This is a genomic window from Agarivorans sp. TSD2052 (assembly GCF_023238625.1).
Classification (GTDB): domain Bacteria; phylum Pseudomonadota; class Gammaproteobacteria; order Enterobacterales; family Celerinatantimonadaceae; genus Agarivorans.
The window spans coordinates 455,373-478,726 of the sequence record NZ_CP096670.1 but is presented as its reverse complement, the minus strand read 5'-3'; the positions used below and the strand labels follow the sequence as shown (position 1 = coordinate 478,726).

Here is a 23,354-nt window from a genome sequence, read left to right as displayed (position 1 = left end):
GGCGATTCCCCTTATTTCTTAGAACGACGGCGTACGATATATTGATCCGTACTCTTATTTTTACGAGTTTTGTAACCTTTGGTAGGAACACCCCATGGAGTAACTGGATGACGGCCACCAGATGTACGACCTTCACCACCACCGTGTGGGTGATCAACCGGGTTCATTACCACACCGCGAACGGTAGGACGAACACCACGCCAGCGCGTTGCACCAGCTTTACCAAGTTTACGTAGCATATGCTCGCCATTACCCACTTCGCCTAAAGTAGCGCGACAATCAGATAATATCTTACGCATTTCACCACTACGTAGACGTAGAGTTACGTATGCACCATCACGCGCAACGATTTGAGCATAAGCACCAGCTGAACGTGCCATTTGGGCACCTTTACCAGGCTTCATTTCAATCGCGTGAACAGTAGAACCTACTGGCATGTTACGCATTGGTAGACAGTTACCTGCTTCAATTGGTGCATCAACACCAGAAGCAATAGCTGCACCTGCTTTAACACCTTTTGGTGCCAAAATGTAACGGCGTTCGCCATCTGCAAATAATACCAAAGCAATGTGAGCACTGCGGTTTGGATCATATTCAAGACGTTCTACTTTCGCAGGAATGCCATCTTTATCATTTCGTTTGAAGTCAATCAAACGGTAGTGTTGCTTATGACCACCACCGATATGACGCACGGTAATTACACCGCGGTTGTTACGACCACCAGATTTCGACTTACTTTCCAACAAAGGAGCGTAAGGCTTGCCTTTGTGCAGGTCAGTATTAACCACTTTAACAACGTGGCGACGACCAGCAGATGTAGGCTTACATTTTACAATAGCCATTTAAGAATACTCCTATTACTCTGCGGTACCGGTGAAGTCGATGTCTGAACCTTCAGCTAAGGTTACATACGCCTTCTTCACGTCGTTACGACGGCCGAAACGAGCTCCATGACGCTTGGTTTTACCTTTTTGGTTCAAGGTAGTAACGCCAGTCACTTCAACTTCGAATAGTTTTTCAACTGCAGCTTTGATTTCTGCTTTAGTTGCTGTAGAAACAACTTTGAATACGATAGTGTTATCGGCTTCAGCAGACATAGTGCTCTTTTCAGAGATATGTGGAGCTACTAGTACTTTCAACAAACGTTCTTCGCTGATCATGCTAACCACTCCTCAATTTGTTTCACTGCATCTGCAGTTACCAACACTTTATCGAAAGCAATCAAGCTAACTGGATCAATACCAGCTACATCACGTACGTCTACTTTATATAGGTTACGTGCGGCCAAGAATAAGTTTTCATCAACTTCTGGAGTAACGATTAATACATCGTTCAAATCGAAGTCTTTCAACTTAGCAACTAATTCTTTAGTTTTTGGCGCTTCAACGCTGAATTTCTCAACCACAATCAAACGTTCTTGACGAACAAGTTCAGACAAGATGCTGCGGATTGCGCCGCGGTACATTTTCTTGTTAACTTTTTGGCTGTGATCTTGTGGCTTAGCTGCGAAGGTTACCCCGCCGCTGCGCCAAATTGGGCTTCGTATAGTACCGGCACGAGCTCGGCCTGTACCTTTTTGACGCCATGGTTTCTTACCACCACCTGACACTTCTGAACGTGTTTTCTGAGCACGTGATCCCTGGCGTGAACCTGCAGCGAATGCAGTAACAACCTGGTGAATCAACGCTTCGTTAAAGTCACGTCCAAAGGTAGTTTCGGAAACTTCAAGAGCGCTTTGCGCGTCTTTCAATACCAATTCCATTACTATCTCCTAACGTTACGCTTTAACAGCAGGTTTAATGATCACGTTACCATTGGTAGCGCCTGGTACGGCACCTTTAACCAAAATTAGGTTACGTTCAACATCAACACGTACAACATCTAGGTTTTGCGTAGTTACACGCTCTGCACCCATATGCCCGGCCATCTTCTTGCCCTTGAATACTTTACCTGGGCTTTGGTTTTGACCAATAGAACCAGGAGCACGGTGGCTCAAAGAGTTACCGTGAGTAAAATCTTGGGTAGCGAAGTTCCAGCGCTTAACAGCACCTTGGAAACCCTTACCTTTAGAAGTACCAGTAACGTCTACTTTTTTAACTTCATTGAACAAGTCAACTTTTAGCTCATCAGCTACGTTAACTTCTTCACCTTCACCGTCAGCTAGACGGAATTCCCACAGGCCGCGACCCGCATCAACACCAGCTTTAGCGAATTGACCCGCTTCTGCCTTGTTAACACGACTTGCTTTTTTAGCGCCGGTGGTCACTTGTAGAGCACGGTAACCGTCGTTATCTTCAGTGATAACACGAGTAACGCGGTTTGGCTCACATTCGATTACGGTAACTGGAATTGATACGCCATCTTCAGTGAAGATGCGAGTCATTCCAACTTTACGACCGATTAGACCAATCATTGTAAAAACCTCTTATTAGTCAGACTCAGGTTTAGCCCAAGCTGATTTGCACATCTACACCAGCAGCAAGGTCAAGGCGCATCAAAGCGTCAACTGTTTTATCAGTTGGCTCAACGATGTCTACAAGACGTTTGTGGGTGCGAATTTCATACTGATCACGCGCGTCTTTGTTAACGTGCGGTGATACAAGAATGGTGTAACGCTCTTTACGAGTAGGAAGTGGAATAGGACCACGAACCTGAGCGCCAGTGCGTTTGGCAGTTTCTACGATTTCCGCAGTAGATTGATCGATCAGACGGTGATCGAATGCTTTCAAGCGGATTCGAATTCTTTGGTTCTGCATTGACAGAGCTCCAAATAAAAAATTAAAGAACCTAACACACACCAACGACATCCTAGTCCAAAATTTGGGGATGGTAGTGCGCGCGACGAGTAACGTTTGTTTCCAAATCGGAAACACTGTTAGTAGCTAACTCATAACAAGTTAACTAAATGAATTGCCTAAACAACTCAGCCACTAATTTAGTGAGCCGCGGTATTATACTCAAGACAGATTAAAAAACAAGAGAAAGCCAAAAAATTGTTCAATAGATAGTCAGCCACAAGAAATCAGCCTTGTGAACCTTTAAGCAGCTCGCAAAACCTTAGCAATTGTAAGCCTATAATAAGCAACAATAAGCGCACACGTAGATTGCTATGACCCAACAGCACAGCTTGCTTGTATACAGCCAACACTCTCGGTTTGAGTTCTTGAATGAGCCCACTAATGCTTGGCGTTTTTGGCAATCGGCTACTTTACCTCCGCTTAGAACAATACTGCAGCAATCCCCAGCCCTACTGATTATCGACCTTGAACTATTCGCTAATTCGCCCAGCGATTGTAGAGTGCTTCAACACGTGCTGTCGCACCCCGGCATTCACTTACCCAACGTTATTTTCTACGCCCCACAATTACCTAGCGCAGAGCAACTCTGCTTGTGGGTAAATGGCTTTAAGCCGAAGTTTATTGTGTCAGCCGATACTAGCGACAGTGAAATTCAGAGCCTGGTAGAGCAATTCTGGCCCAATTCGGTCAACGATAGCGAGCAGCAAGGTTGGCTAGAACAACAACTGGCCGCCGAGGTTGCCCAGTTTCGCGCTCACTTCTTTGACTATACAGCCTTAAGTGACCAGCAACTGTCAGATAAAGTCATTTCCGCTTTATATGCTTTTTTTAAAGACAATGATGAAGACCATCGTTGCCGCACATACAGCGCTAATCATGTGCTAACCGAAGAAGGCAAAGCCAATCAGTTTCTTTGGTTTATCGCCAAGGGAGAAGTGGTATTAAAGAAACGCCAAGACGCACATTCTTTAGAAGTAGCCAGAATGCTGGCCGGTTCACTCGTGGGAGGTATGTCATTTGTAACCGGTGAGTTAGGTTTTACCAGCGCCGTGACAACCATGCGCACCGATGTTATCAAGCTGGATAGAGAGACCTTTGCCAGAGTATTAGATTCAAGTAGCCAATTGCTACCTTTGTTCACCAATCTTTTGTTACGCCATTTTAATCGCCGTTTACAAAAAAGTATTCGTACTAAACTTACCCTGCAAAGCACCTTAAACTCTTTAGACTCAGCGCACGAACAGTTAATAGAAAAAGAAAAAATGGCCGTACTTGGCCAGCTCATTTCAGGCATAGCCCATGAATTGAATAATCCTGTAGCGGCAATCATTCGCGGCAGCGACACCATCGCCAAGCAACTACCTCAAGTACTCGATAATGAATTATCTAAGCAGCAGCAACAACTCGGTAAGCAACTACTGCATGCAGCTTTTACCGTCATACCGATGTCCACTAGCGAAATTCGCCATCGCAGTAAAAACGCAGTGTCATTGTTTGGTGATGCCATCAGCGCACGTAAAGCCGTCACTATTGGCTTAGACAAACCGGAACTTCGCCAGCGATACCTAGAATCGAATAACGACATAGAAAGCCCCCGATTTATCGAAGAGCTATCTCGCTACCATCAAATTGGCAACTTCCTGCGTAATATCCAAGTCTGTGCCTCGCGTATCGCCGGGTTGGTAAAGGGACTAAAGCATTACGCAGGTCAAGATCCTGAACAGCCAGTGCAGGCAGATTTAAATGAAGGCATTGCCGAAACCTTAGTGATTCTTGAAAACCGTTTACGCGGCTTTGATGTGGAATGTGACTACGGTTTGTTACCGATATATCACTGCCATCCGATCGCTCTTCAGCAAGTATGGACCAACCTAATCGCCAATGCCTTAGATGCAATGGGCAATCACGGCAAGCTCATCATCAAGAGCCAATATATCGATGCCTCGCCCAGTTATATATCAATCAGTATCGAGGACACCGGCCCAGGAATAAGCCCAGAAATTATCAACAAAATATTCCAACTCAACTTTACCACCAAACGCGAGGGCAATTTTGGGCTGGGTATTGGGCTTACAGTTTGCCAACAAATTGTTGCCCAACATTTCGGCAGAATTGAAGTTGAATCTGAGCTAGGACAATTTACCCGTTTTATTATTACCTTACCATTAAGCCAAACTGGACAATAAGGACTCTCACTATGGAACAGTTACTGATTTTATGTGTCGATGATGAACGTGAAGTACTTGATAGCGTGCTACATGACATCGGAACATTAAGCCCCCCCTTTACCATAGACGGAGCAGAGAGCGTAGCCGAAGCTCGCGAAGTAATCAAAGAGTTTGAAGCGCAAGGGGGAAAATTGGCCTTGATACTGGCTGACCACATAATGCCCGACGAACTCGGCATTGATTTCTTAATAGACCTTAATCACTCAGACAACTGCGAACCGGCAAAAAAAATCTTACTGACTGGGCAAGCCGGTTTACATGACACCATTGAAGCCATTAACCGTGGCGGGTTAAATTACTATTTGGCTAAACCCTGGTCAGAAGAACAACTGCTCGAGATTGTTAAAGAAAAACTGACCGACTACGTATTAGAGCATTGCGACAACCCAATGCCTTACGCTCAAGCGCTTGATGGTGAGCGGATCTTTAGTTACGTATCACAACACCGAATGGACATGAGTAGCTAAACCCTATTTATCTAGGCCATGGATGTTCGCTATCATGGCTCCGAACACCACCCCAAAGGGCATAGTGAAATGGAATATCAAGCGCTCAAAGACTATTTAATGGCAAAGCCAGAGACCATCATGGAGCTGCCATTTGCTCCCGACGTACCGGTGTTTAAAGTACGCGGAAAAATGTTCGCTTTGGTAGGCTGGAAAGACGGCGTAATGAACATGAACTTAAAATGCCAACCCGAGCAAATAGATGCGCTTATTGATATTTACCCGGCGATTACCCGAGGCTACCACATGAATAAGCGCCATTGGCTGACCTTGTATTTTGACGGTAGCGATGCAGAACGAGAAGCCTTTCGCCTTATCGATAACTCTTTTGAACTGGTGGTTAAAGGAATGAACAAAAAAGCCCAATCAGAGCTGTTAGCGGCTAACTAAATGGTACCCAATGACTGACAAGTTGGTTTGACTTTTCACGGCCAGAGGGTTCATGCCAAATAGCTCTACACACTGCCTAGCGCTACTGCATATCATGCTTATCACAAGACCAAAAAAAACCTCGCTTAGCGAGGTTTTAAAAGATAGAGACAGATAATCTAAGCCACACTCTGCTTATGGATCAGCGTGTCGTTATCAATGATAAACTCCAAAGCAACTTCATCACAGGCATGTTGACGCGGACAAATATCACAATCTTTCATTACCTTCTCTGGCAGCATATTCTTTGAGGTTGGGCTAAAGCCTAGCTTCATAAAGAACTCCGGAACACGAGTCAGTACAAATACTTTCTCAATTTCCATTTTCTGAGCTTTCTTCATTAAGTGCTGTACCATCGCGCGACCTTGGCCAACCCGTTGCGAACCAGGATTCACTCCAAGCGAGCGTATTTCAGCCAAACCGGTGTCGTACAAGTATAGGGATGCACAGCCAGTCACCTTGCCGGCTTGTTCACTCACAGTAAAATCACCCACCGCTTGTACAAGTTCTGGGCGAGGACGTGGTAAGTTTTCGCCCGCTTGAGACCAATAGTTCACCATGTCTTCAATGGTATCTAGGTCGGTCATACGCGCCGAGCGTACATATAAGCCTTTCACGTTGCGTTTAGACAAGCGAGTTTCAGCTTCAGTTAGCGCGTGCTCAACTTGTTCAGGGGCTACCCCACCTAAAGCTTGACGTTTAGCTAAGGTAGACTCCAGCGACAAGTTAGGATAAACGTCATCTTCGATCTCTGGCGCCAGCTCTTTAAACTCAGCCAGAGTAAGGTCTTCCAAGGGAACCCCTTTCTCAATCGCTTTCACCACCGCAATCCCCACAATATGGTGAGCTTCTCGGAAAGGAATACCTTTAGCCACCAAGTAATCGGCCAATTCAGTAGCATTAGAATAACCACCTTTTGCGGCTTCGGTGGTGGTTTCTTCGTGCACGTCCATATCATCGAGAACCAGTTCAGCCATTGCTAAACAGTCGCCCCAGGTATCTAGCGCATCAAACAAACCTTCTTTATCTTCTTGCATATCTTTGTTGTAAGCCAGCGGTAGCGCTTTTAAGGTCATCATAATGCCTGACAACGCACCGTATACTCGGCCGGTTTTCCCTCGGATAAGCTCTAAAGCATCAGGGTTTTTCTTTTGTGGCATCAATGATGAACCAGAGGTCACCTGATCAGACAAATCTAAGAACGCTGACTCGCCAGAATTATAGAAGATGAGATCTTCAGCCATGCGTGACAAGTGAATCATGCTGATAGACGCGGTAGAGATAAGTTCAACTACATGGTCACGGTCTGAAACGGAATCTAAGCTGTTACGGGTGGCACGGCGAAAACCCAAATCTTTGGCTATTTGCTGGCGATCCATTGGATAAGCTGTTCCAGCTAATGCGCCACACCCCAAGGGGGAAACATCTAAGCGACTTAAAGCATCTTGTAGTCGAGAGTAATCTCGCTCAAACATTTCTACATAGGCCATTGCCCAGTGAGAAAAGGTGACTGGCTGGGCACGTTGCAGGTGAGTATAACCTGGCAAAACCGTATCTTGCTGCTGACGGGCAAACTTAACCAATTTTTGTTGTAGTTTGTCTAGGTGCTCAAGCAATTCAATACCCTGACTCTTACACCACAGTTTCAAGTCAGTGGCGACTTGGTCATTGCGGCTACGGCCAGTGTGCAACTTTTTACCTAAGTCACCCACTCGCTGGATAAGTTGAATCTCTACCCAAGAGTGAATATCTTCAGCATCACTACCTAAAATTTGTTGCGGGTTTTCAGCAACTTGTTTACCCAAATCCAATAAAGCCGATTCTAAACGCGCTTGCTCGTCGGCGTTAATCACACCTACGCTCAGCAAGGCCTTCGACCATGCAATTGACCCAGTTATGTCTTGCTCCGCTAAACGATAATCAAAACGTAACGAATCATTAAACTGCTTAAATCTGGTATCTGCAGCTTGGCTAAAACGCCCACCCCACAATGCCATTTTACTCTCCATTTATTATTGCAAAAACCCCAGTGCGTCGCGCAGCTGAGGTCTCAGTATTTCCTGCTTATACTTCGGCCAAGCTTATTTGCTATTTAAAGCACGGATCCGGCTGGCTAGAGAGTATAAACGAATAAAGCCTTCAGCGTGCTTTTGATCGTACACTTGATCTTCACCAAATGTTGCAAACTCTTCTGAGTACAAGCTATTCGGTGAACGTTTTTGTACAGCCATTGCTTGGCCTTTGTATAACTTAACAACCACTTCGCCGTTGGCGTCGCTCGCCATCGCTTCAGAAGCAGCAAGTAAAGAAGTACATAGCGGGGTAAACCAACGACCGTCATAGACTAAGTGCGCCATTTCTTGGCCTACTTTTTCACGCCAAACACGTGAAGTTTTGTCTAATACGAGTTCTTCAATGGCACGCAGTGCAGCAACAATTACTGTTCCGCCTGGTGTTTCATAACAACCACGCGACTTCATACCAACGGTACGGTTTTCAGTAATATCGATACGACCCACACCATGGGCTGCAGCAATTTGGTTTAGCTTCATCACTACTTGGTAAGGGCTTAATGCTTCATCGTTTACCGCAATAACTCGACCATTTTCAACTTTAAGACTGACATATTCAGGCTCATTAGGCGCATCAACGGGATCGGCAGTCAGTGTCCAAACACCCTTACTAGGCTCGTTCCATGGGTCTTCAAGCTCGCCACCTTCATGAGAAATGTGCCAAGCATTGGCGTCGCGGCTATAAATTTTAGTCGCAGAAGCCGTCGTCTCGATGTTGCGCTCAGCTAAGTAATCTAGCAGGTCTTCACGGCTTTCCATGTCCCACTCACGCCAAGGCGCAATCACTGTTAACTCTGGCGCTAGCGCAGCAAAACAGCTTTCGAAACGAATTTGGTCATTACCTTTACCAGTACAACCATGACATACCGCATCAGCACCCACTTTACGAGCAACTTCAACCTGCGCTTTTGCAATAATTGGACGCGCCATTGAAGTACCTAACAAGTAAGTTCCTTCATAGACTGCGCCGGTAGCAATAGTCGGGTAGATGTAGTCTGCTACAAACTCTTCTTTTAGGTCGACGATGTAACATTCAGATGCACCAGAAGCTAAGGCTTTTTCTTCTAAGCCAACTAACTCTTCTTCACCTTGGCCTACATCGGCACAAAAAGCCACGATTTCACAATTGTTATAGGTTTCTTTTAACCAAGGGATGATGGCCGAAGTATCAAGGCCGCCGGAGTATGCTAATACAACTTTTTTAATGTCTGACATTGTTAAATTCCTTGTTTAACTCAGCGCTTAGCTGAATTTCCACTAACTTAATAAACTAACTAAAACGGCATTTTGCGCGTGCATACGGTTCTCAGCTTGATCGAAAATCAAAGACTGAGGCCCATCCATCACTTCCGAAGTAATCTCCAACTCGCGGTGAGCGGGCTGGCAATGCAATACATGGTTAATACCACATTGTTGCATTAAATGCTGATTGATTTGATAAGCCATGAACTTATCTTTTACTGATTGTAGCGGCGTATCATCGCCCATCGACACCCAAGTATCACCATACACTACATCATAGCCTTTGATATCTTCTACGCTGTTAGTCACCACAATCTTACCACCATGATGCTTAGCCAATTGTTGCGCTTTTTGCACCACTTGTGCATCAGGGCTAGAACCTAAGGGACATACCGCCGCCACTTCCATGCCTAAAATAGCGCCGCCTAATAGCAAAGAATGAGTCACATTATTACCATCCCCCAAATAAGCTAATTTAACTTTGCTTAAATCTGAGTATTGCTCACTAATGGTTTGAAAGTCAGCAAGCCCTTGACAAGGATGGTACAAATCACACAAAGAGTTAATGATAGGCACGGACGAATGCTCGCGTAATGTTTGCAGCGTTTTGTGCGAGAATACTCGCGCCACAATGGCATCAGCCCAACGGGTAATATTTGAAGCAAAATCTTTAACACTTTCTCGCTCGCCCATCGCACCATTTTGCTGGTCGAGATAAACCGCGTGACCACCCAATCGATTAATGCCGATATCGAACGTCACACGCGTTCGTAGAGACGGTTTCTCAAACAGGGTTACCACACTTTTACCCGCTAGTGTTTGCCCGTAATCTGCCGGTGTTTTTTTGATTTTAGCGGCTAGTTCTAATAAGCCTAAAATTTGTTCTTGAGTTAAGTCCTGCAAGCTCAGCAGGTGTTTAAAATCACTCATATTCATTCCTTAAACGGTAACCTGAGTCCCTACCGACTCGCCATTATATGTTTGTCCAGCTAGCAGGCTAGCTAGGCGCACAGGATCTTTCCATGATGCTAACGCGACTGGTGTTTGTAAAAAAGCAGCGGCTTCTAGTGCGGCATTTACTTTTACCGTCATGCCGTCGGTAATGACTCCATCAGCAATCATTTTTTCAGCCAATTCGCTATTCAACTGCGCGACTAACTGTTTGTTTTGGTCAAGCACACCGGCAACATCAGACAGCAATACCAATTGACCTTGCAACAATTTACATACTGCAAGTGCCGCTTGGTCGGCATTAACATTGTAAAGTTCACCGTCTTTGCCAATGCCAATTGAGCTCATTACTGGCACATGACCAAGTTCAATCAAGCTAGTGAGTAACGCGGGGTTACCCACTGATGCCTCACCCACATGCCCCAAACGCGGGTCCATTTGTTCTACGTGACACGAACCCGCATCGCTTAAACACAAACCCACTGCCGACAAACCCGCTTTTAAAGCTTGAGCCAACAGCAGTTTATTACTGGTGCCCGCTAGAGCCCCTACTACATAGGGGATTTGCTCTTTAGGTGTTACCCGTAAACCGTCTAACTTTTCAGAGACAAAGCCAGTTTTAGCCAGCACGTCTTCAACCACCACCCCACCACCATGCACTAATACGATGGGTTGGCTGACCTGCTGTAAAGCAGCAAACAAGTTATCTAAGGCTTGCGCATTATTCAATACCGCGCCGCCTAATTTAATGACCAATGGTTTCATTTTTGAATCCTTAAATTAGCGATTCGGTAACAGCAAAGCCATTACGAATATTTAAACACTGTATGGCTTGGCTAGCCGCGCCTTTCAGTAAGTTATCTTCGGCAGAGACCACAATCAAGTCATCACCTTGCTGTTGCCAAGCTAGATCAATAAATGGCGTGTGCTCAACGTTACTAATAGAAGGCCATTCGCCATCTAACAGGCGAACAATATTTTGCCCAGCGTAGGCTTGTTGGTAAGCCTGATTAACTTGCTCTTCAGTCGTACCCGCTTTTAAACAAACATTAATGGTGGCCAGAATACCTCGTTTAAAATTACCTAAATGTGGAGTAAAAATAACTGGATGGCCTAAATGAGTGGCAATCTCTGGTTGATGACGATGATTAAATACGCCATAAGGACTTAAACTGACTTCGCAGAACGAACTGCCGAATGAGGCTTTACGCCCTGCACCACTCACACCACTGGTTGCATTAATAATGGCTTTACTGTTTGTGTCAATCAAGCCTGCTTCTGCCAAAGGCTTTAGCGCTGTTAACGAGGCGGTTGGATAACAGCCGGCCACTGCGACTAAATCCGTGAGCTTGATTTGCTCGGCATTCCATTCAGCTAAACCGTATACCGCTTGTTCCAATAACTCGGGAAATTGATGAGTAAACCCGTAGTATTTTTCGTAAAATTCCGCACTTTCAACTCGGAAGGCACCCGATAAATCGAATACCTGACAGCCAGCGCCTAATAAGGCACTCGCTAAGTCATGACTCACTTCGTGGGCGGTGGCGAGTAATACAATGTCAATATCGGCAAAAGTGCTGGCAATATCAGCCACTATTAGCGGCTGAACTGGGGCATCAACTACACCTCGGAGTTTACCGTGCAAGCTAGATAAGGCCTTGCCTGCGTCTAAGCTACGTTCTGAGACAAACAAACCAGCAAGCGCCAATTTTGGGTGTCGACTCACATAGCCCGCCAACTCAGCACCGGTATAACCACTTGCTCCGATAATTGCAGCCTTTAACATTGTTTCCTGTTTCCTTGAAATCGATGGCATATTAGTTTTTTTAGAAGCGTTTTTTACTCATTAGCTGAACAAAAAGTCACTTTTTAAGCAGTAACAAAAACACCGCGCTTCTAGTATAAGCGGAGCATACCACAAGCAATTCTTTATGCAATAATAATGAATTTTTATTTATTATTTGGTGTCGACGTCACCACATACAATATAAAATGATTATTTGCAGTACACTCTTTTACAGCAATACTCTACCAGTAGTGTGTAGAGTTATCTCAATCCAAGCCTGATTCTCTGTAATTTAATTACAGGTTTTTTGACTATATGGCTGGCCTTAGGTATGTTTTGGGTCGTAGACTTGGATGATTTAGTAAAAAAATTTCAATAAACGCTAGCAAACGCAATCAGTGAAGGAATAAGAATGAGCCAGAATATGCCTCAGGAAATCAACGCGTCGTTACGAGGAAACGTAAACTTACTCGGACAACTGCTTGGAAATACGATCAAAAGCCATATGGGTGAAGCGTTCTTAGAAAAAGTAGAGACGATTCGCCAGCTAGCTAAAGCCTCTCGCAATAATGACGACCAAGCTCGTGAGCAGCTATTAGAACTATTGCGTAATCTTAGCGATGACGAACTACTGCCGGTTACTCGTGCATTTAGTCAGTTTCTCAACTTGGCCAATATTGCCGAGCAATTTCATACGGTATCGAGAAATTGCGAAGGTAGCACTTGCGCTCAAGATCCGATTGACTTGGTATTCCAAAAGCTAAAACAAGAAAACCTCAGTGAAGCTGAGATTCACCATGCGGTAGCCCAGCTTAATATCGAATTGGTATTAACTGCTCACCCAACCGAGGTAACGCGTCGTACCTTAATCAATAAACACGTGAGTATTAATAACTGTTTAGATTGGTTAGAGCTCGACTTACCAGAGCGTGAGCGTGAAAACTTACTAGGCCGCTTGGAACAATTGATTAACCAAGCTTGGCACACCGACGAAATCCGTCAACAACGCCCGACTCCGGTCGATGAAGCTAAATGGGGCTTCGCGGTTATCGAGAACTCACTATGGCAAGCAGTACCAGAATTTGTTCGCCAGCTAGACAAAAAGCTCGCTAAACATTTTGATATGCGCTTAGCACTAGACTGCGCTCCTGTCGTGTTTTCATCCTGGATGGGCGGCGACCGTGATGGCAACCCGTTTGTTACCGCTAAGGTTACCGAAGAAGTGTTGCTTTCAAGCCGCTGGGTAGCGGTAGATTTGTATTTGAAAGAAATACAAATTTTAGTTAGTGAGCTGTCGATGAGTGACGCCAATGAAGCGCTATTAGAACAAACCGGCGATCAGAGCGAACCTTATCGTGCACTATTAAAAGTGTTGCGCAGCGAGCTACAAGAAACCCATGATTACCTCACTGCTAAATTAAAAGGCCAATATACCGAAGCGCGCGATATTATTACCAATACCGAGCAATTACGTGAGCCGCTAGAGCTTTGTTACTACTCGCTACAAGATTGTGGCATGGGCATTATTGCCGATGGTACCTTGCTTGACCTACTGCGCCGTATTGCTTGCTTTGGTATTAACTTACTGCGCTTGGACATTCGCCAAGATAGTGGTCGCCACGAAGAAGTGTTTTCTGAAATCACCCGTTACCTAGGCATGGGTGACTATGCTCACTGGAACGAAACCGACAAACAGCATTTCTTATTACAAGAATTAAACTCTAAGCGTCCCTTATTCCCTCGCGATTGGGAGCCCAGTGAAGCAGTACAGGAAGTTCTGGATACTTGCGCCATTATTGCTAAGCAAGAACGCGAAGCACTCGGTATCTACATCATTTCGATGGCGAGTGAGCCATCTGACGTATTAGCAGTACAACTGTTATTACAAGAAGCCGGTTGCCCCTTCCGCTTACCGGTCGCGCCATTATTTGAAACCTTAGATGATTTGAATAACGCACCAGCCACCATGAGTAAGCTATTGTCGGTAGACTGGTACCGTGGCTACATCTCGGGTCAGCAACATGTCATGATTGGCTATTCAGATTCAGCCAAAGACGCCGGCGTATTAGCAGCATCATGGGCACAATATCGTGCTCAAGAGGCTCTAGTGTCGATCTGTGAAGGACACCAAGTAAACCTCACCTTGTTCCATGGACGTGGCGGTACGATTGGTCGTGGCGGCGCTCCTGCGCATGCGGCCCTACTCTCGCAACCACCGGGCTCTTTAAAAGGTGGCTTACGTGTGACCGAGCAAGGTGAAATGATCCGTTTCAAATTCGGTTTGCCTAAAGTCGCTTTAGACAGCTTAAATTTATACGCCAGTGCTGTGCTTGAAGCCAACTTAGTGCCACCAGTTGAGCCAAAGCAAGAATGGCGAGAAGTAATGGATCAAATCGCTGAAAATTCTTGTGATGCCTACCGCGGCGTAGTGTGGGGCGAAGAAGACTTTGTACCTTACTTCCGCTCGGCAACACCTGAGCGAGAGTTGGCTAAGTTACCCTTAGGGAGTCGCCCAGCTAAACGTCGCCAAGATGGCGGTGTAGAAAGCCTGCGCGCAATTCCTTGGATTTTCTCATGGAGCCAAAACCGCTTATTGCTACCAGCATGGTTAGGTAGTGGTTCGGCCTTTGAAAGCCTGATTGAGCAAGGCAAAGCCGATTTACTTCAAGAGATGCGCACCTGGCCATTTTTTGATAATCGCTTAGCAATGCTTGAAATGGTCTTCATGAAAGCGGATACCTGGCTATCAAAAATCTATGATGACCGTTTAGTAGAACCTGAGCTACAGGTACTAGGTGAGAAACTGCGCGCGGATCTAGAAAGATCTCGAGCGGCAATTTTGTCATTAGCACCTGAGCATCGCTTATTAGCAAACCAAGCTTGGGTTGTTGAATCGATTAACTTGCGTAACCCTTACATTGACCCACTACATGTACTGCAGGTAGAGCTACTGAATCGTTCTCGTGCCAGTGAAGAGTTATGCCCAGTGGTTGACCAAGCCTTAATGGTGAGCATTGCCGGTATCGCAGCGGGTATGCGTAATACAGGTTAAGCCAGTACTCACTTAAGTGTAAACAACCCCGCTCTTGCGGGGTTGTTCGTTTTTAAACTAGGTAAAATACAGCACAAGGCTATAAAATTAGCATGGTCTTGCGCAACAATGCCATTTAGCCAAATGGCTCATTGATAGTTAGGATGTCTTCAATGCAACAATTTAAGGGATGGTTGTTTCTCGCCTCGTTATTGCTCTATCTGCTGTACGCCTTTGGCCTTATCGGTATTGGCTTCGCTACGATAGTCGCTTGGGGAGCTGCGGTCGTTTATCTCCCCCAACTCAGTCGCCCCATTAGAGTTCAAGCAGGCTGCTTACTGACAATAGGCATCGCATTGTTAGTATTTGCGGCAAGCCAAGATACTTGGTTAAGCGCAACAGACATTCTATCTATTAACTTGCCCTTACTTGCGATGTTTAGCGCGGTATCATTCCTGGCTCTGGCTAACCCCGAAAATCAACAAGACCCCTTACCAAGCGGTAAACGCAGTATTGCCACCACCGCGTTAGGGGTCAACCTACTTGGCGCCATTATTAACTTATCTATCGTTTTTATCGTTGGTGATCGCTTGGCCAAACAACAACCTCTGAGTAATGCCCAACAAAAAGTATTGATGCGTTGCTTTTGCGCCGCCGCTTGGTGGTCTCCCTTTTTCATTGCCACTGCAGTGTCGATAACTTATGCCCCCGGCATGCAGTGGCTAGATGTATTACTACCGGGCGCACTAATGGCCTTAATCGCCTTAGCGTTTACCATCACCGAAGTATCATTGCGCAATAAAGACAACTTTGCAGGTTATCCGGTTCGCCGAGAAAGCTTAACTATCCCTTTAGTGCTCGCGATAACCGTAATCAGCTTGCATTTTGCCTTTCCTGAATTCAGCATTATTTTAATGATAACTTGCTTAGCTCCGATGGCAGCGCTGGCTTTTTCTAAAGGCAAATCAAAAGTACTGGTTGCACGCCAATTTATCACTCACCGTCTGTCCAATGTAGGTAGTCAATACGTCTTGTTTTTAGCGGCGGGGGTATTTTCAGCGGGGATTAAAGCCTTATTGTTGGCTTATCCCGACACACTAAGCCTGCACAATGTAAGCTTTAACCACCAAACCTTTGCGGTGGTGCTAGCAATGATGATAGTGGCCTGTATGTTAGGCATTCATCCGGTGATTAGTATTTCTTTAGCCAGCCCTTTGCTATTGCCACTTAACCCAGAGCCAAGCCAGTTGGGCTTTTTGTTTCTGAGTTCTTGGGCGATATCTACCGGCAGTAGCCCCCTGTCGGGTGTAGGCTTAACCATGATTGGTCGTTACCAGTTTAGCACTCAGCAGATCCTGAAGAACAACTGGTATTACGCGGTAATCATGTGGTTAATATGCTCTGGGGTAAACGCCTTGCTCATGTAACAAGGTCGGCAATATGATTGCTCGTTTACAATAAAGAGCGTTCATTTGCTTTAAATTCGTAGTTGGGCATTCGCGGTCTATCTCATTTATGCCCCGAAGTTTGTCAACTTGATGCTGTTTTCGCTTGGCTGCTGTATCGGATTTCGCCTCTCGGCGACGTCATTTTTCTTTGGCGACCAAAGAAAAATGAAGCAAAAAGAAAGGTCGCCCTGCATTATCTTTACCCTTCATTGCTCAGTGGCAAGCGCGCCTGCGCAACTAGCTACGCTCAAACAGTGCTCGGCCTAGACCGCTTGCCACTTCCGCGACTCGGCGATAATGAAGGGAAGGGGCAAGGGAAAGCTGGCATATCCCTGCCCCATATTAGGCAGATAGTCCAATAACACCTTAAAAAACGGCCTTCACCCTTAGCAAAACTAATCGTTTTACTAAGTGCTTCTGCAATGCTTTTTAGAGGAAAACTTGTCGAAAACTGAACGTTTATCACTGCGGGCCATCATCGAACTAAAGAACTTATAATGGGGTGGCCAAATTTAGTTGACCATTACAGTGCTTAACTAAATGACGATAAAGTCAAAACCCACACGGCCCAGCTTCATAAACCACACAAAGATGACTAGCCAAGTCTTTGTATTTTCTGATAAGTTTGTTGATAGAACGAATATTGGTGGGAATGGTGCCATGGAATACAGGCTCATCTCTCGAGTTATCAACACAATAAGCGACATCAGTGGTTTCTTTGTGAACATCTAGTCCAATGAAAAACGTGCTAGATGTAGCCATGTCGATCTCCTGTTCTGTTAAGACTTTGCATCTAACAGTGTGGCTCTAGTTTGACTACCCCACGATAAACGCAGGAGGTCGGTACTTTCACTGGGGGAGCATTATGTCTAGGGTTCAAGGATGATTTCGGAAAACTTTTCATGGTCTCAGAGTACTTATCTAAAATACAATTCTATCGATTATGATCTTCATAACGATTTTGATTTCATTGAAATGAATTATATGATTGAAAATCAATCAGTTACTCTTAAGTGGAAAAGAGGTGCTGGAAATTGGGTAAATCAAAATCAACCTAATTTCATTGTTCTAAATATATCGAATGTATCTCAGTTTGAATTTAAGCCAAGAGATTCTGAAATACCTTTCACAGAAGATGATTGCTTAGAAAGTTTTGGTTTTATATCAGGTGATGATTGGTGCGATGGTCAATTCTGGGTTGATAAAGCACCAGATGATAGCTGGCTTTGGTCATTTATTTTTCAGTCTGGAGCTGAAATTATAATTGGGGCTAAATCAGCTATTGTGAAAATTGCCCCCTAATTGGACGTTAACTCCAACTGTTCCATACTCCCGCTAATCGGAAACACCTTTGAACAAGTGAATGCCCTAACAAGCTTGTGTCCAACAGTTTGTTAGGAAGTAATCATAATTTATTGCCTATCAACTACAGGTACAAAAACCTAGCATTGCTAGGCTTTTATAAGGTTTAGTAGGATTAACAACTAAGCAGGCACCGTTTCCGCTGGGCGAACCCCCAGAGTATGACAAATAGCATAGGAAAGTTCAGAACGGTTAAGCGTATAAAAGTGAAAATCTTTAACCCCTTCTCGTGATAACACCTTAACCATCTCAATCGCCACACTAGCGCCCACCAAATTGCGGGTAGTTTGGTCATTGTCCAAACCAGCAAATTGGCCATGTAACCACTGCGGCACCTTTACATTAGCAAAAGAAGCAAACTTCTTTAAGGTGTTGTAATTTGACACCGGCAAAATACCGGGAATAATTTCACCTTCTATGCCCACCGCTGCGCAACGGTCACGAAAACGTAAATAGCTTTCAACATCAAAGAAAAACTGCGTAATAGCTTGGTTTGCTCCGGCGTCCATCTTACGTTTTAAGGCCAACAAATCCGCTTGGGCACTTTTGGCTTCCGGATGCACTTCAGGATAAGCGGCCACTGAAATATCAAAATCAGCCTCTTGTTTAAGCAAGCTGACTAAATCGCTAGCATACATCGCAGGCTTTGCAGAACCTTGCGGTAAATCGCCCCTTAAAGCGACGATGTTACGAATACCACTATTCCAGTAATCCCGAGCAATTTGACGCAGCTCATCAGGCCTTGAGTCGATACAGGTTAAATGTGGGGCTGCAGCTAAACCGGTTCGGTCTTTGATCGCTTTAATCACATTATGGGTTCGGTCACGGGTGCCAGAATTAGCACCATAAGTGACGGATACAAATTTTGGCTTCAAGGTTTGCAAGCGTTCGATGGACGCCCACAAAGTTTGCTCCATGCTTTCGGTAGTCGGCGGGAAAAATTCAAACGACACATTAATATCGCGATTAAGCTCACTTAAGCTTTGATTGAGTGTTTCGATCTGTTGTGCGTGGTGAAATCCCATTACCTTCTCCATTAAAGACTGATAGACGTCTATACCGCTAGATAGTAACTCTGTGTTAATTTAAGTCAACCAGCTTCATGTTGTTGATAACATAAAGTGAATTAATTTCAATAAGGGGAAATTATATGCCTATCGCTGAGTATACGGCTAAATATGAGATTGACGCTAAAGCGAACCACGATTAACAAGCTAAAGATAATGTAAGGTCCACCATCGGCCTTATGGCGTCAGTTTAAATGGTAGGGCTAGTAATCAATTAGCAGGCTGGTTTAGCCTTGAAAGGCGTGTATTGAATCGCCGTTACCCACCACTCTTTAAGCCCCGTTGGCGTTGTCACAAATACATCATCATCGACTTGCTTGCCAATCAAAGCTCTAGCCATGGGTGAGTCTATCGTTATGTAGCCAAGCTTGGGATCTATTTCATCGGTACCCACGATGCGATATTGCACTACCTCACCCGCTTCGTTTTCCAGCTCTACCCAAGCGCCAAAGAACACTTTGCCATTTTGCTGGGGGTAATGATCAACAATCTCTAAGGCGTCTAGGCGTTTATTTAAAAAACGTAAGCGAGAATCAATCCGGCGTAGTTCACGCTTACCTTCTTTGTATTCAGCATTCTCTGAACGATCGCCCAAGGCGGCCGCTTCAGATACCGCTTGGGTGACTTCTGGGCGTTTTACTTTCCAAAGATATTTAAGCTCTTTGTCTAATTTATGCCAGCCCGCACGGGTAATAAGATTGGTTTTCATACGCATTCTACTATTCTGCCTAAGCCGCCAATTATAAACGACTTAGGCAGTAAAATGATAAAGCAATAAGCTAAATATGTGGCTTGGTGGTTTCGCGTTTAACTAACTCAACGGGAGGAAGCCTAAAGCTATTGCTATCACCACCATTAAGCATATCTAACATCGTTAATGCCGCCGCATACCCGGTATCGAAAATAGGTTGGCGAACCGTGGTTAATGGTGGGATAAAGAATGCTGCACTAGGCACATCGTCAAACCCAATCACCGAAATGCGTTCTGGTACCGGTCGTTTTGCTTGATATAGCGCCTGCATAGCACCAAATGCGGTTAAGTCATTTGCCGCAAAAATAGCCGTATATTGCCTTTTGTTGGCCAATAAACGTTGTACCGCCTCAAAACCACCTTTTTCAGTAAAATCACCTTGCTCTATTAACGCAAGCTTGACCGGTAAACCAGCATGCTCCATCGCTTGCGTATACCCTTCTAAACGCTGCTGGGCATCAGGGTGCCCTGCCGGCCCCTTAATATGAGCAATTTCTCGATGCCCTAATTGAATAAGGTGATTGGTAGCCATATAAGCTCCCACCGAGTTTTCAATTTTAATCGAGCGTAAACGCGCCGCTTCAAGATCTCGACCTAACGCGACTATTGGCTTTTTCTTTGCGTACTCAATAACTTGAGAATCGCTCAAACCACCAGTCACTATAATAATACCATCAACCGAGCGTGATAAGAGTAGTTGCATCGACTCCATTTCTTCTTCGGTATTCCAGTGGCCAGTAACAATGATGTGCGAATAGCCTTGAGCTAATAACACTTCTTCAATCCCGCGTAGAATAGAAGAATAGAATGGGCTATCGGGATGCTGTACCAGTACTCCTATAGTCATCGTTCGACTACTGGCACTGGCCCCTGTTTGCTGACCAGGCTTATAGCCTAGCTCAGCCATGGCGGATTGAATTTGCTTTCTCTTGGAATCTGAAACATAAGTGGTTTGATTCATAAATCGAGATACAGTACTGGGCGAAACGCCCGCTAATGCAGCCACATCATAAACAGTAGAGCGTTGATCTGATTTGCTTTTATCTTTCACAGTAATTCTCTGAAATCTTGATCGAGTTACCATTTTATCCCTCATTACACCCAATACAGAAGCCATTGAGCAGTCAAGGAATAAACCCCTTTGCTCAACTATATACTGCTACTTAGCTAAGAACTTGCTTTGAGTAAAATTATGCATGAGAACGCCGTAGCAGATCACATATTCGAATAGCAAAGCCCTTATCTGAGTAGCTTTTTTGTGGTGCAAATAGTAAAGGCCGACATAAGCCGACCTACTTTTTACAACAACCGTGTCGCTATTTCGTTAACGCTTTTTCATCTAAAGCGCTTGTTACCCATACCAACGGCGCATTCCAGTTAATGGTAATCTCGTTTAATGTCCATGCTCCAATCTCGTCGGCAAAACAAGTTTGAGCAATACAATTACCCTCTAAGGTTGCAGCGACTGGGTCACTAAAACTAATAGAGTTTGGGCCACCCGATAACGCGCCTGGTGCTGGAACGGGTGATTTCTCATCAGCTTGGTGCGCCCAAAAACGGTGATGTGGGTTTTTCAATGGGTTACCACCGTAACCTGTGATGTAAGATTGATCCATTGGGTTACGCCCAAGCAGGTAATCCATACCATGCGCCAGCGTTTGCATGTAATGTGTCTCACCCGTGTAATCAGCGGCATAAGTGAGAAATATTCCGCGGTTAACAATATTTGAGTTTGAACCCCAAGGATATTGCTCAGCAGTGTAAGGGATATGGTAACCCTCTTGAGATAACTGCTTAGAGTATGCATCTGCTGTAGCAATGATATTAGCGCGAGCTTTATCACGTGTTGCTTGATCGAGTTTACTAGGTACTAAGGCTAAGCTTAGGGTACCTGCCGAACTCAAATCCTGCCAAAATAAATCACCACTTGCGGTTTCATCGCCAACTGGCGCCGCCAAAAATGCCGGAGAAGCTTTTAAAGCAGTCAAGTATTGTTGCTCACCAGTGCTAATAAATAACTCTGCCGCAGCCCAATAAAACTCATCGGCTAACTCAAGGTCACCGTAAGGACCAGAGCCAGTAAAGTTATCATAAGCATACACCTCTGGGTGTTTGGCAGCAGCCTGCCAAGCACGGCTCGCAGCATCTAAACATTGCGCTGAAAACTCAGCATCAATGTCTTTCCAGATACGAGCACACTGGGCTGCAGTAGCAGCAAGGTTGAGGGTAGCTGCAGTACTTGGTTGACCAACGTAACGCTTCATAGTGTCTTTATGAGGAGGCAGAGGCATGCCCGTCCACTTCTCATCGGCTACCTTGTGAAACACCAAGTTAGATGCATCAATTTCAGTAAGCTTGAGATCATCAATATTGTCTTGTTGATTACCCACTGGTACCGCAACGCGTTTACCTTCTGGAATTTGCATCGCCAGCATAAACTCCATATTCCAGCGAGCTTCATCCAGTAAATCATTAACTCCGTTGTTCATTTCAGGCAATAATTGCTTACCGTCAGCAAAAGGCTCAGGAACCTTATCTATAAATTGTGAGCGCTCATAAAGGTTCATCAACGTCCAGGTACTAATTCCACCATTTACCACATACTTACCGTGGTCACCGGCATCATACCAGCCACCGGTTAAGTTCATATCGAAATCACAACCCGGCCAACGGTTACCTTTAGCATCCTTTTTGTCAAAACAACTAACGGTATCATTGGGGTGACCTGCTGGGCGAGCAAGATCAGGGCGTTGCACATAATCAGCTTTAATGTCCATACCACTACGGTTTTGATAGAAATAACTTAAAGCGTCATGTTTGAGTTCAGAATAGATATCTTCAGCAATGCGGAACGGGTGGCTGGTTTGACCGTTAGCCGTTAAGGTTAGCCCTGTTTGCGGCGTTTGAATGTGGCTAAAATCAGCGCGATGAACGTTCTCACCAGATGCTTTATTCAAGCCAAATACACGGGTTTTTCCGCTAGCAACAACTTCTCCATTAGCGTCATTAAGCTGCCAAAAAATAGGTTGTTGAGCGTCACTATCAATGATGGCGAATTTCTCGGCTTTAGGGAAAAAACCTACCTGATTAAGCCTAACTAAAGGTATTTTCTTCTCTACCTTATAATTAACACCCTTGACAGAAACCCCGCTGAAACAAACTGTTGCAGCTTTTTGCGCGCCAAGTTGAAATTGAAACTCGGTCTTGGGATCACTTTTCTCTTCTTGAACAAAGCTAAAATTAAACTGCTCCGCTTGTTTACCGATTGTAATATCTTCTAGAAAGAAATGGGTATAAGGAGGGCCTTCATGTTGAATCAAGGCCTTAAAACCGGTTTCCTCGGTCGCTCTTGCAGTAAATTGCACTGCATAGCTCTCGCCTTGGGCTAAACCTAAACCAGCTTGACCAATAATCACATCCCAAGCATTGCTACCTGGTTGAGCGATCTCGATACACGCCTCACCAGCGTTGGCCGCAAGCTTACCGCCGGCAGACCACCAACCATTGGTGGCTTCACTAAACTGACCATTTCGTAGCATTTCCTTGGCGTCAGCCGCTTGCGCATCGAATCCTGTGAATGCAACACTGCACATCAATACACTGGCACCTAAACCATATATCTTAATCTTGTTGGCGCTCATTGAGCTCTCCTTGAACATGAGACGTTTTACTTAACTCAACCA

The 23,354-nt window shown here is 45.0% G+C and carries 21 protein-coding genes; 6 read left to right on the top strand and 15 right to left on the bottom strand.

Annotation, left to right across the window (positions count from 1 at the left end; translation table 11 throughout):
- Positions 1 to 11: 11 nt before the first annotated feature.
- The 5 genes from rplB to rpsJ are packed head-to-tail and all read right to left on the bottom strand — an operon-like array spanning position 12 to position 2,756.
- The gene (gene rplB, locus M0C34_RS02230) at positions 12 to 842 is read right to left on the bottom strand and encodes a 50S ribosomal protein L2 (protein WP_163134086.1); all 831 of its coding nucleotides are present in this window, start codon (positions 840 to 842) and stop codon (positions 12 to 14) included.
- A gap of 15 nt (positions 843 to 857) precedes the next feature.
- Positions 858 to 1,160: a 50S ribosomal protein L23 gene (rplW, locus tag M0C34_RS02225; protein ID WP_248714042.1), complete on the bottom strand. Its 303-nt coding sequence runs from the start codon at positions 1,158 to 1,160 to the stop codon at positions 858 to 860.
- Entirely contained in the window at positions 1,157 to 1,762 is a 606-nt protein-coding gene (rplD, locus tag M0C34_RS02220) for a 50S ribosomal protein L4 (RefSeq protein ID WP_248714041.1), read from the bottom strand. Before rplD ends, rplW begins: the two co-directional genes overlap by 4 nt.
- Before the next feature lie 15 nt (positions 1,763 to 1,777).
- Positions 1,778 to 2,413, bottom strand: coding sequence for a 50S ribosomal protein L3 (gene rplC, locus M0C34_RS02215; protein WP_248714040.1), 636 nt, complete (start codon positions 2,411 to 2,413; stop codon positions 1,778 to 1,780).
- A 31-nt stretch (positions 2,414 to 2,444) separates the two neighbouring features.
- Complete coding sequence (gene rpsJ / locus M0C34_RS02210; protein WP_137674375.1) at positions 2,445 to 2,756, bottom strand: 30S ribosomal protein S10; 312 nt, start codon at positions 2,754 to 2,756, stop codon at positions 2,445 to 2,447.
- Between the two features lie 353 nt (positions 2,757 to 3,109).
- Between rpsJ and M0C34_RS02205 the strand changes: the two genes are divergently transcribed.
- From M0C34_RS02205 to M0C34_RS02195, 3 genes are all read left to right on the top strand, one after another.
- Positions 3,110 to 4,984 (top strand): ATP-binding protein, encoded by a 1,875-nt coding sequence (locus tag M0C34_RS02205; RefSeq protein WP_248714039.1) that lies wholly within the window; start codon positions 3,110 to 3,112, stop codon positions 4,982 to 4,984.
- A gap of 11 nt (positions 4,985 to 4,995) precedes the next feature.
- Complete coding sequence (locus M0C34_RS02200) at positions 4,996 to 5,493, top strand: response regulator (RefSeq protein ID WP_248714038.1); 498 nt, start codon at positions 4,996 to 4,998, stop codon at positions 5,491 to 5,493.
- A 69-nt stretch (positions 5,494 to 5,562) separates the two neighbouring features.
- Positions 5,563 to 5,922, top strand: a complete 360-nt coding sequence (locus M0C34_RS02195) for an MmcQ/YjbR family DNA-binding protein (protein ID WP_248714037.1) — start codon at positions 5,563 to 5,565, stop codon at positions 5,920 to 5,922.
- A gap of 158 nt (positions 5,923 to 6,080) precedes the next feature.
- On the opposite strand, the gene argH is transcribed toward M0C34_RS02195, so the two are convergent.
- From argH to argC, 5 genes are all read right to left on the bottom strand, one after another.
- The gene (gene argH, locus M0C34_RS02190; RefSeq protein WP_248714036.1) at positions 6,081 to 7,958 is read right to left on the bottom strand and encodes an argininosuccinate lyase; all 1,878 of its coding nucleotides are present in this window, start codon (positions 7,956 to 7,958) and stop codon (positions 6,081 to 6,083) included.
- Positions 7,959 to 8,042: 84 nt separating this feature from the next.
- Positions 8,043 to 9,248, bottom strand: coding sequence for an argininosuccinate synthase (locus M0C34_RS02185; RefSeq protein ID WP_248714035.1), 1,206 nt, complete (start codon positions 9,246 to 9,248; stop codon positions 8,043 to 8,045).
- Between the two features lie 42 nt (positions 9,249 to 9,290).
- Complete coding sequence (locus tag M0C34_RS02180; RefSeq protein ID WP_248714034.1) at positions 9,291 to 10,205, bottom strand: ornithine carbamoyltransferase; 915 nt, start codon at positions 10,203 to 10,205, stop codon at positions 9,291 to 9,293.
- A gap of 9 nt (positions 10,206 to 10,214) precedes the next feature.
- On the bottom strand, positions 10,215 to 10,991 hold the full coding sequence (gene argB, locus M0C34_RS02175; protein WP_248714033.1) for an acetylglutamate kinase: 777 nt from the start codon (positions 10,989 to 10,991) through the stop codon (positions 10,215 to 10,217).
- Between the two features lie 10 nt (positions 10,992 to 11,001).
- Positions 11,002 to 12,012 (bottom strand): N-acetyl-gamma-glutamyl-phosphate reductase, encoded by a 1,011-nt coding sequence (argC, locus tag M0C34_RS02170; RefSeq protein ID WP_248714032.1) that lies wholly within the window; start codon positions 12,010 to 12,012, stop codon positions 11,002 to 11,004.
- Between the two features lie 412 nt (positions 12,013 to 12,424).
- Between argC and ppc the strand changes: the two genes are divergently transcribed.
- Both ppc and M0C34_RS02160 read left to right on the top strand, forming a co-directional pair.
- Entirely contained in the window at positions 12,425 to 15,064 is a 2,640-nt protein-coding gene (gene ppc, locus M0C34_RS02165) for a phosphoenolpyruvate carboxylase (protein ID WP_371923108.1), read from the top strand.
- A 152-nt stretch (positions 15,065 to 15,216) separates the two neighbouring features.
- A complete protein-coding gene (locus M0C34_RS02160; protein ID WP_248714031.1) occupies positions 15,217 to 16,470 on the top strand; it encodes a hypothetical protein in 1,254 nt (417 codons plus the stop codon).
- A gap of 573 nt (positions 16,471 to 17,043) precedes the next feature.
- Here the strand turns inward: M0C34_RS02160 and M0C34_RS02155 are convergent.
- Entirely contained in the window at positions 17,044 to 17,253 is a 210-nt protein-coding gene (locus M0C34_RS02155; RefSeq protein WP_248714030.1) for a hypothetical protein, read from the bottom strand.
- Between the two features lie 120 nt (positions 17,254 to 17,373).
- Here M0C34_RS02155 and M0C34_RS02150 point away from each other — a divergent pair, with 120 nt between their 5' ends.
- The gene (locus M0C34_RS02150) at positions 17,374 to 17,793 is read left to right on the top strand and encodes a hypothetical protein (protein ID WP_248714029.1); all 420 of its coding nucleotides are present in this window, start codon (positions 17,374 to 17,376) and stop codon (positions 17,791 to 17,793) included.
- A 182-nt stretch (positions 17,794 to 17,975) separates the two neighbouring features.
- Here the strand turns inward: M0C34_RS02150 and metF are convergent, their stop codons facing one another.
- From metF to M0C34_RS02130, 4 genes are all read right to left on the bottom strand, one after another.
- Positions 17,976 to 18,878 carry a methylenetetrahydrofolate reductase gene (gene metF, locus M0C34_RS02145; RefSeq protein ID WP_248714028.1) on the bottom strand — a complete coding sequence of 301 codons (903 nt, stop codon included), beginning with the start codon at positions 18,876 to 18,878 and terminating at the stop codon, positions 17,976 to 17,978.
- 256 nt (positions 18,879 to 19,134) lie between these two features.
- Entirely contained in the window at positions 19,135 to 19,629 is a 495-nt protein-coding gene (greB, locus tag M0C34_RS02140) for a transcription elongation factor GreB (RefSeq protein ID WP_248714027.1), read from the bottom strand.
- 70 nt (positions 19,630 to 19,699) lie between these two features.
- The gene (locus M0C34_RS02135) at positions 19,700 to 20,722 is read right to left on the bottom strand and encodes a substrate-binding domain-containing protein (RefSeq protein ID WP_248714026.1); all 1,023 of its coding nucleotides are present in this window, start codon (positions 20,720 to 20,722) and stop codon (positions 19,700 to 19,702) included.
- A 265-nt stretch (positions 20,723 to 20,987) separates the two neighbouring features.
- A complete protein-coding gene (locus M0C34_RS02130) occupies positions 20,988 to 23,312 on the bottom strand; it encodes a glycoside hydrolase family 9 protein (RefSeq protein WP_248714025.1) in 2,325 nt (774 codons plus the stop codon).
- Between the last annotated feature and the right edge of the window lie 42 nt (positions 23,313 to 23,354).

Excerpts from the sequence above, each read along its gene's own strand:
- rplB (WP_163134086.1), bottom strand. The coding sequence starts at position 842 with ATGGCTATTGTAAAATGTAAGCCTACATCTGCTGGTCGTCGCCACGTT.
- rplW (WP_248714042.1), bottom strand. The coding sequence starts at position 1,160 with ATGATCAGCGAAGAACGTTTGTTGAAAGTACTAGTAGCTCCACATATC.
- rplD (WP_248714041.1), bottom strand. The coding sequence starts at position 1,762 with ATGGAATTGGTATTGAAAGACGCGCAAAGCGCTCTTGAAGTTTCCGAA.
- rplC (WP_248714040.1), bottom strand. The coding sequence starts at position 2,413 with ATGATTGGTCTAATCGGTCGTAAAGTTGGAATGACTCGCATCTTCACT.
- rpsJ (WP_137674375.1), bottom strand. The coding sequence starts at position 2,756 with ATGCAGAACCAAAGAATTCGAATCCGCTTGAAAGCATTCGATCACCGT.
- M0C34_RS02205 (WP_248714039.1), top strand. The coding sequence starts at position 3,110 with ATGACCCAACAGCACAGCTTGCTTGTATACAGCCAACACTCTCGGTTT.
- M0C34_RS02200 (WP_248714038.1), top strand. The coding sequence starts at position 4,996 with ATGGAACAGTTACTGATTTTATGTGTCGATGATGAACGTGAAGTACTT.
- M0C34_RS02195 (WP_248714037.1), top strand. The coding sequence starts at position 5,563 with ATGGAATATCAAGCGCTCAAAGACTATTTAATGGCAAAGCCAGAGACC.
- argH (WP_248714036.1), bottom strand. The coding sequence starts at position 7,958 with ATGGCATTGTGGGGTGGGCGTTTTAGCCAAGCTGCAGATACCAGATTT.
- M0C34_RS02185 (WP_248714035.1), bottom strand. The coding sequence starts at position 9,248 with ATGTCAGACATTAAAAAAGTTGTATTAGCATACTCCGGCGGCCTTGAT.
- M0C34_RS02180 (WP_248714034.1), bottom strand. The coding sequence starts at position 10,205 with ATGAGTGATTTTAAACACCTGCTGAGCTTGCAGGACTTAACTCAAGAA.
- argB (WP_248714033.1), bottom strand. The coding sequence starts at position 10,991 with ATGAAACCATTGGTCATTAAATTAGGCGGCGCGGTATTGAATAATGCG.
- argC (WP_248714032.1), bottom strand. The coding sequence starts at position 12,012 with ATGTTAAAGGCTGCAATTATCGGAGCAAGTGGTTATACCGGTGCTGAG.
- ppc (WP_371923108.1), top strand. The coding sequence starts at position 12,425 with ATGAGCCAGAATATGCCTCAGGAAATCAACGCGTCGTTACGAGGAAAC.
- M0C34_RS02160 (WP_248714031.1), top strand. The coding sequence starts at position 15,217 with ATGCAACAATTTAAGGGATGGTTGTTTCTCGCCTCGTTATTGCTCTAT.
- M0C34_RS02155 (WP_248714030.1), bottom strand. The coding sequence starts at position 17,253 with ATGGCTACATCTAGCACGTTTTTCATTGGACTAGATGTTCACAAAGAA.
- M0C34_RS02150 (WP_248714029.1), top strand. The coding sequence starts at position 17,374 with ATGATTTCGGAAAACTTTTCATGGTCTCAGAGTACTTATCTAAAATAC.
- metF (WP_248714028.1), bottom strand. The coding sequence starts at position 18,878 with ATGGGATTTCACCACGCACAACAGATCGAAACACTCAATCAAAGCTTA.
- greB (WP_248714027.1), bottom strand. The coding sequence starts at position 19,629 with ATGAAAACCAATCTTATTACCCGTGCGGGCTGGCATAAATTAGACAAA.
- M0C34_RS02130 (WP_248714025.1), bottom strand. The coding sequence starts at position 23,312 with ATGAGCGCCAACAAGATTAAGATATATGGTTTAGGTGCCAGTGTATTG.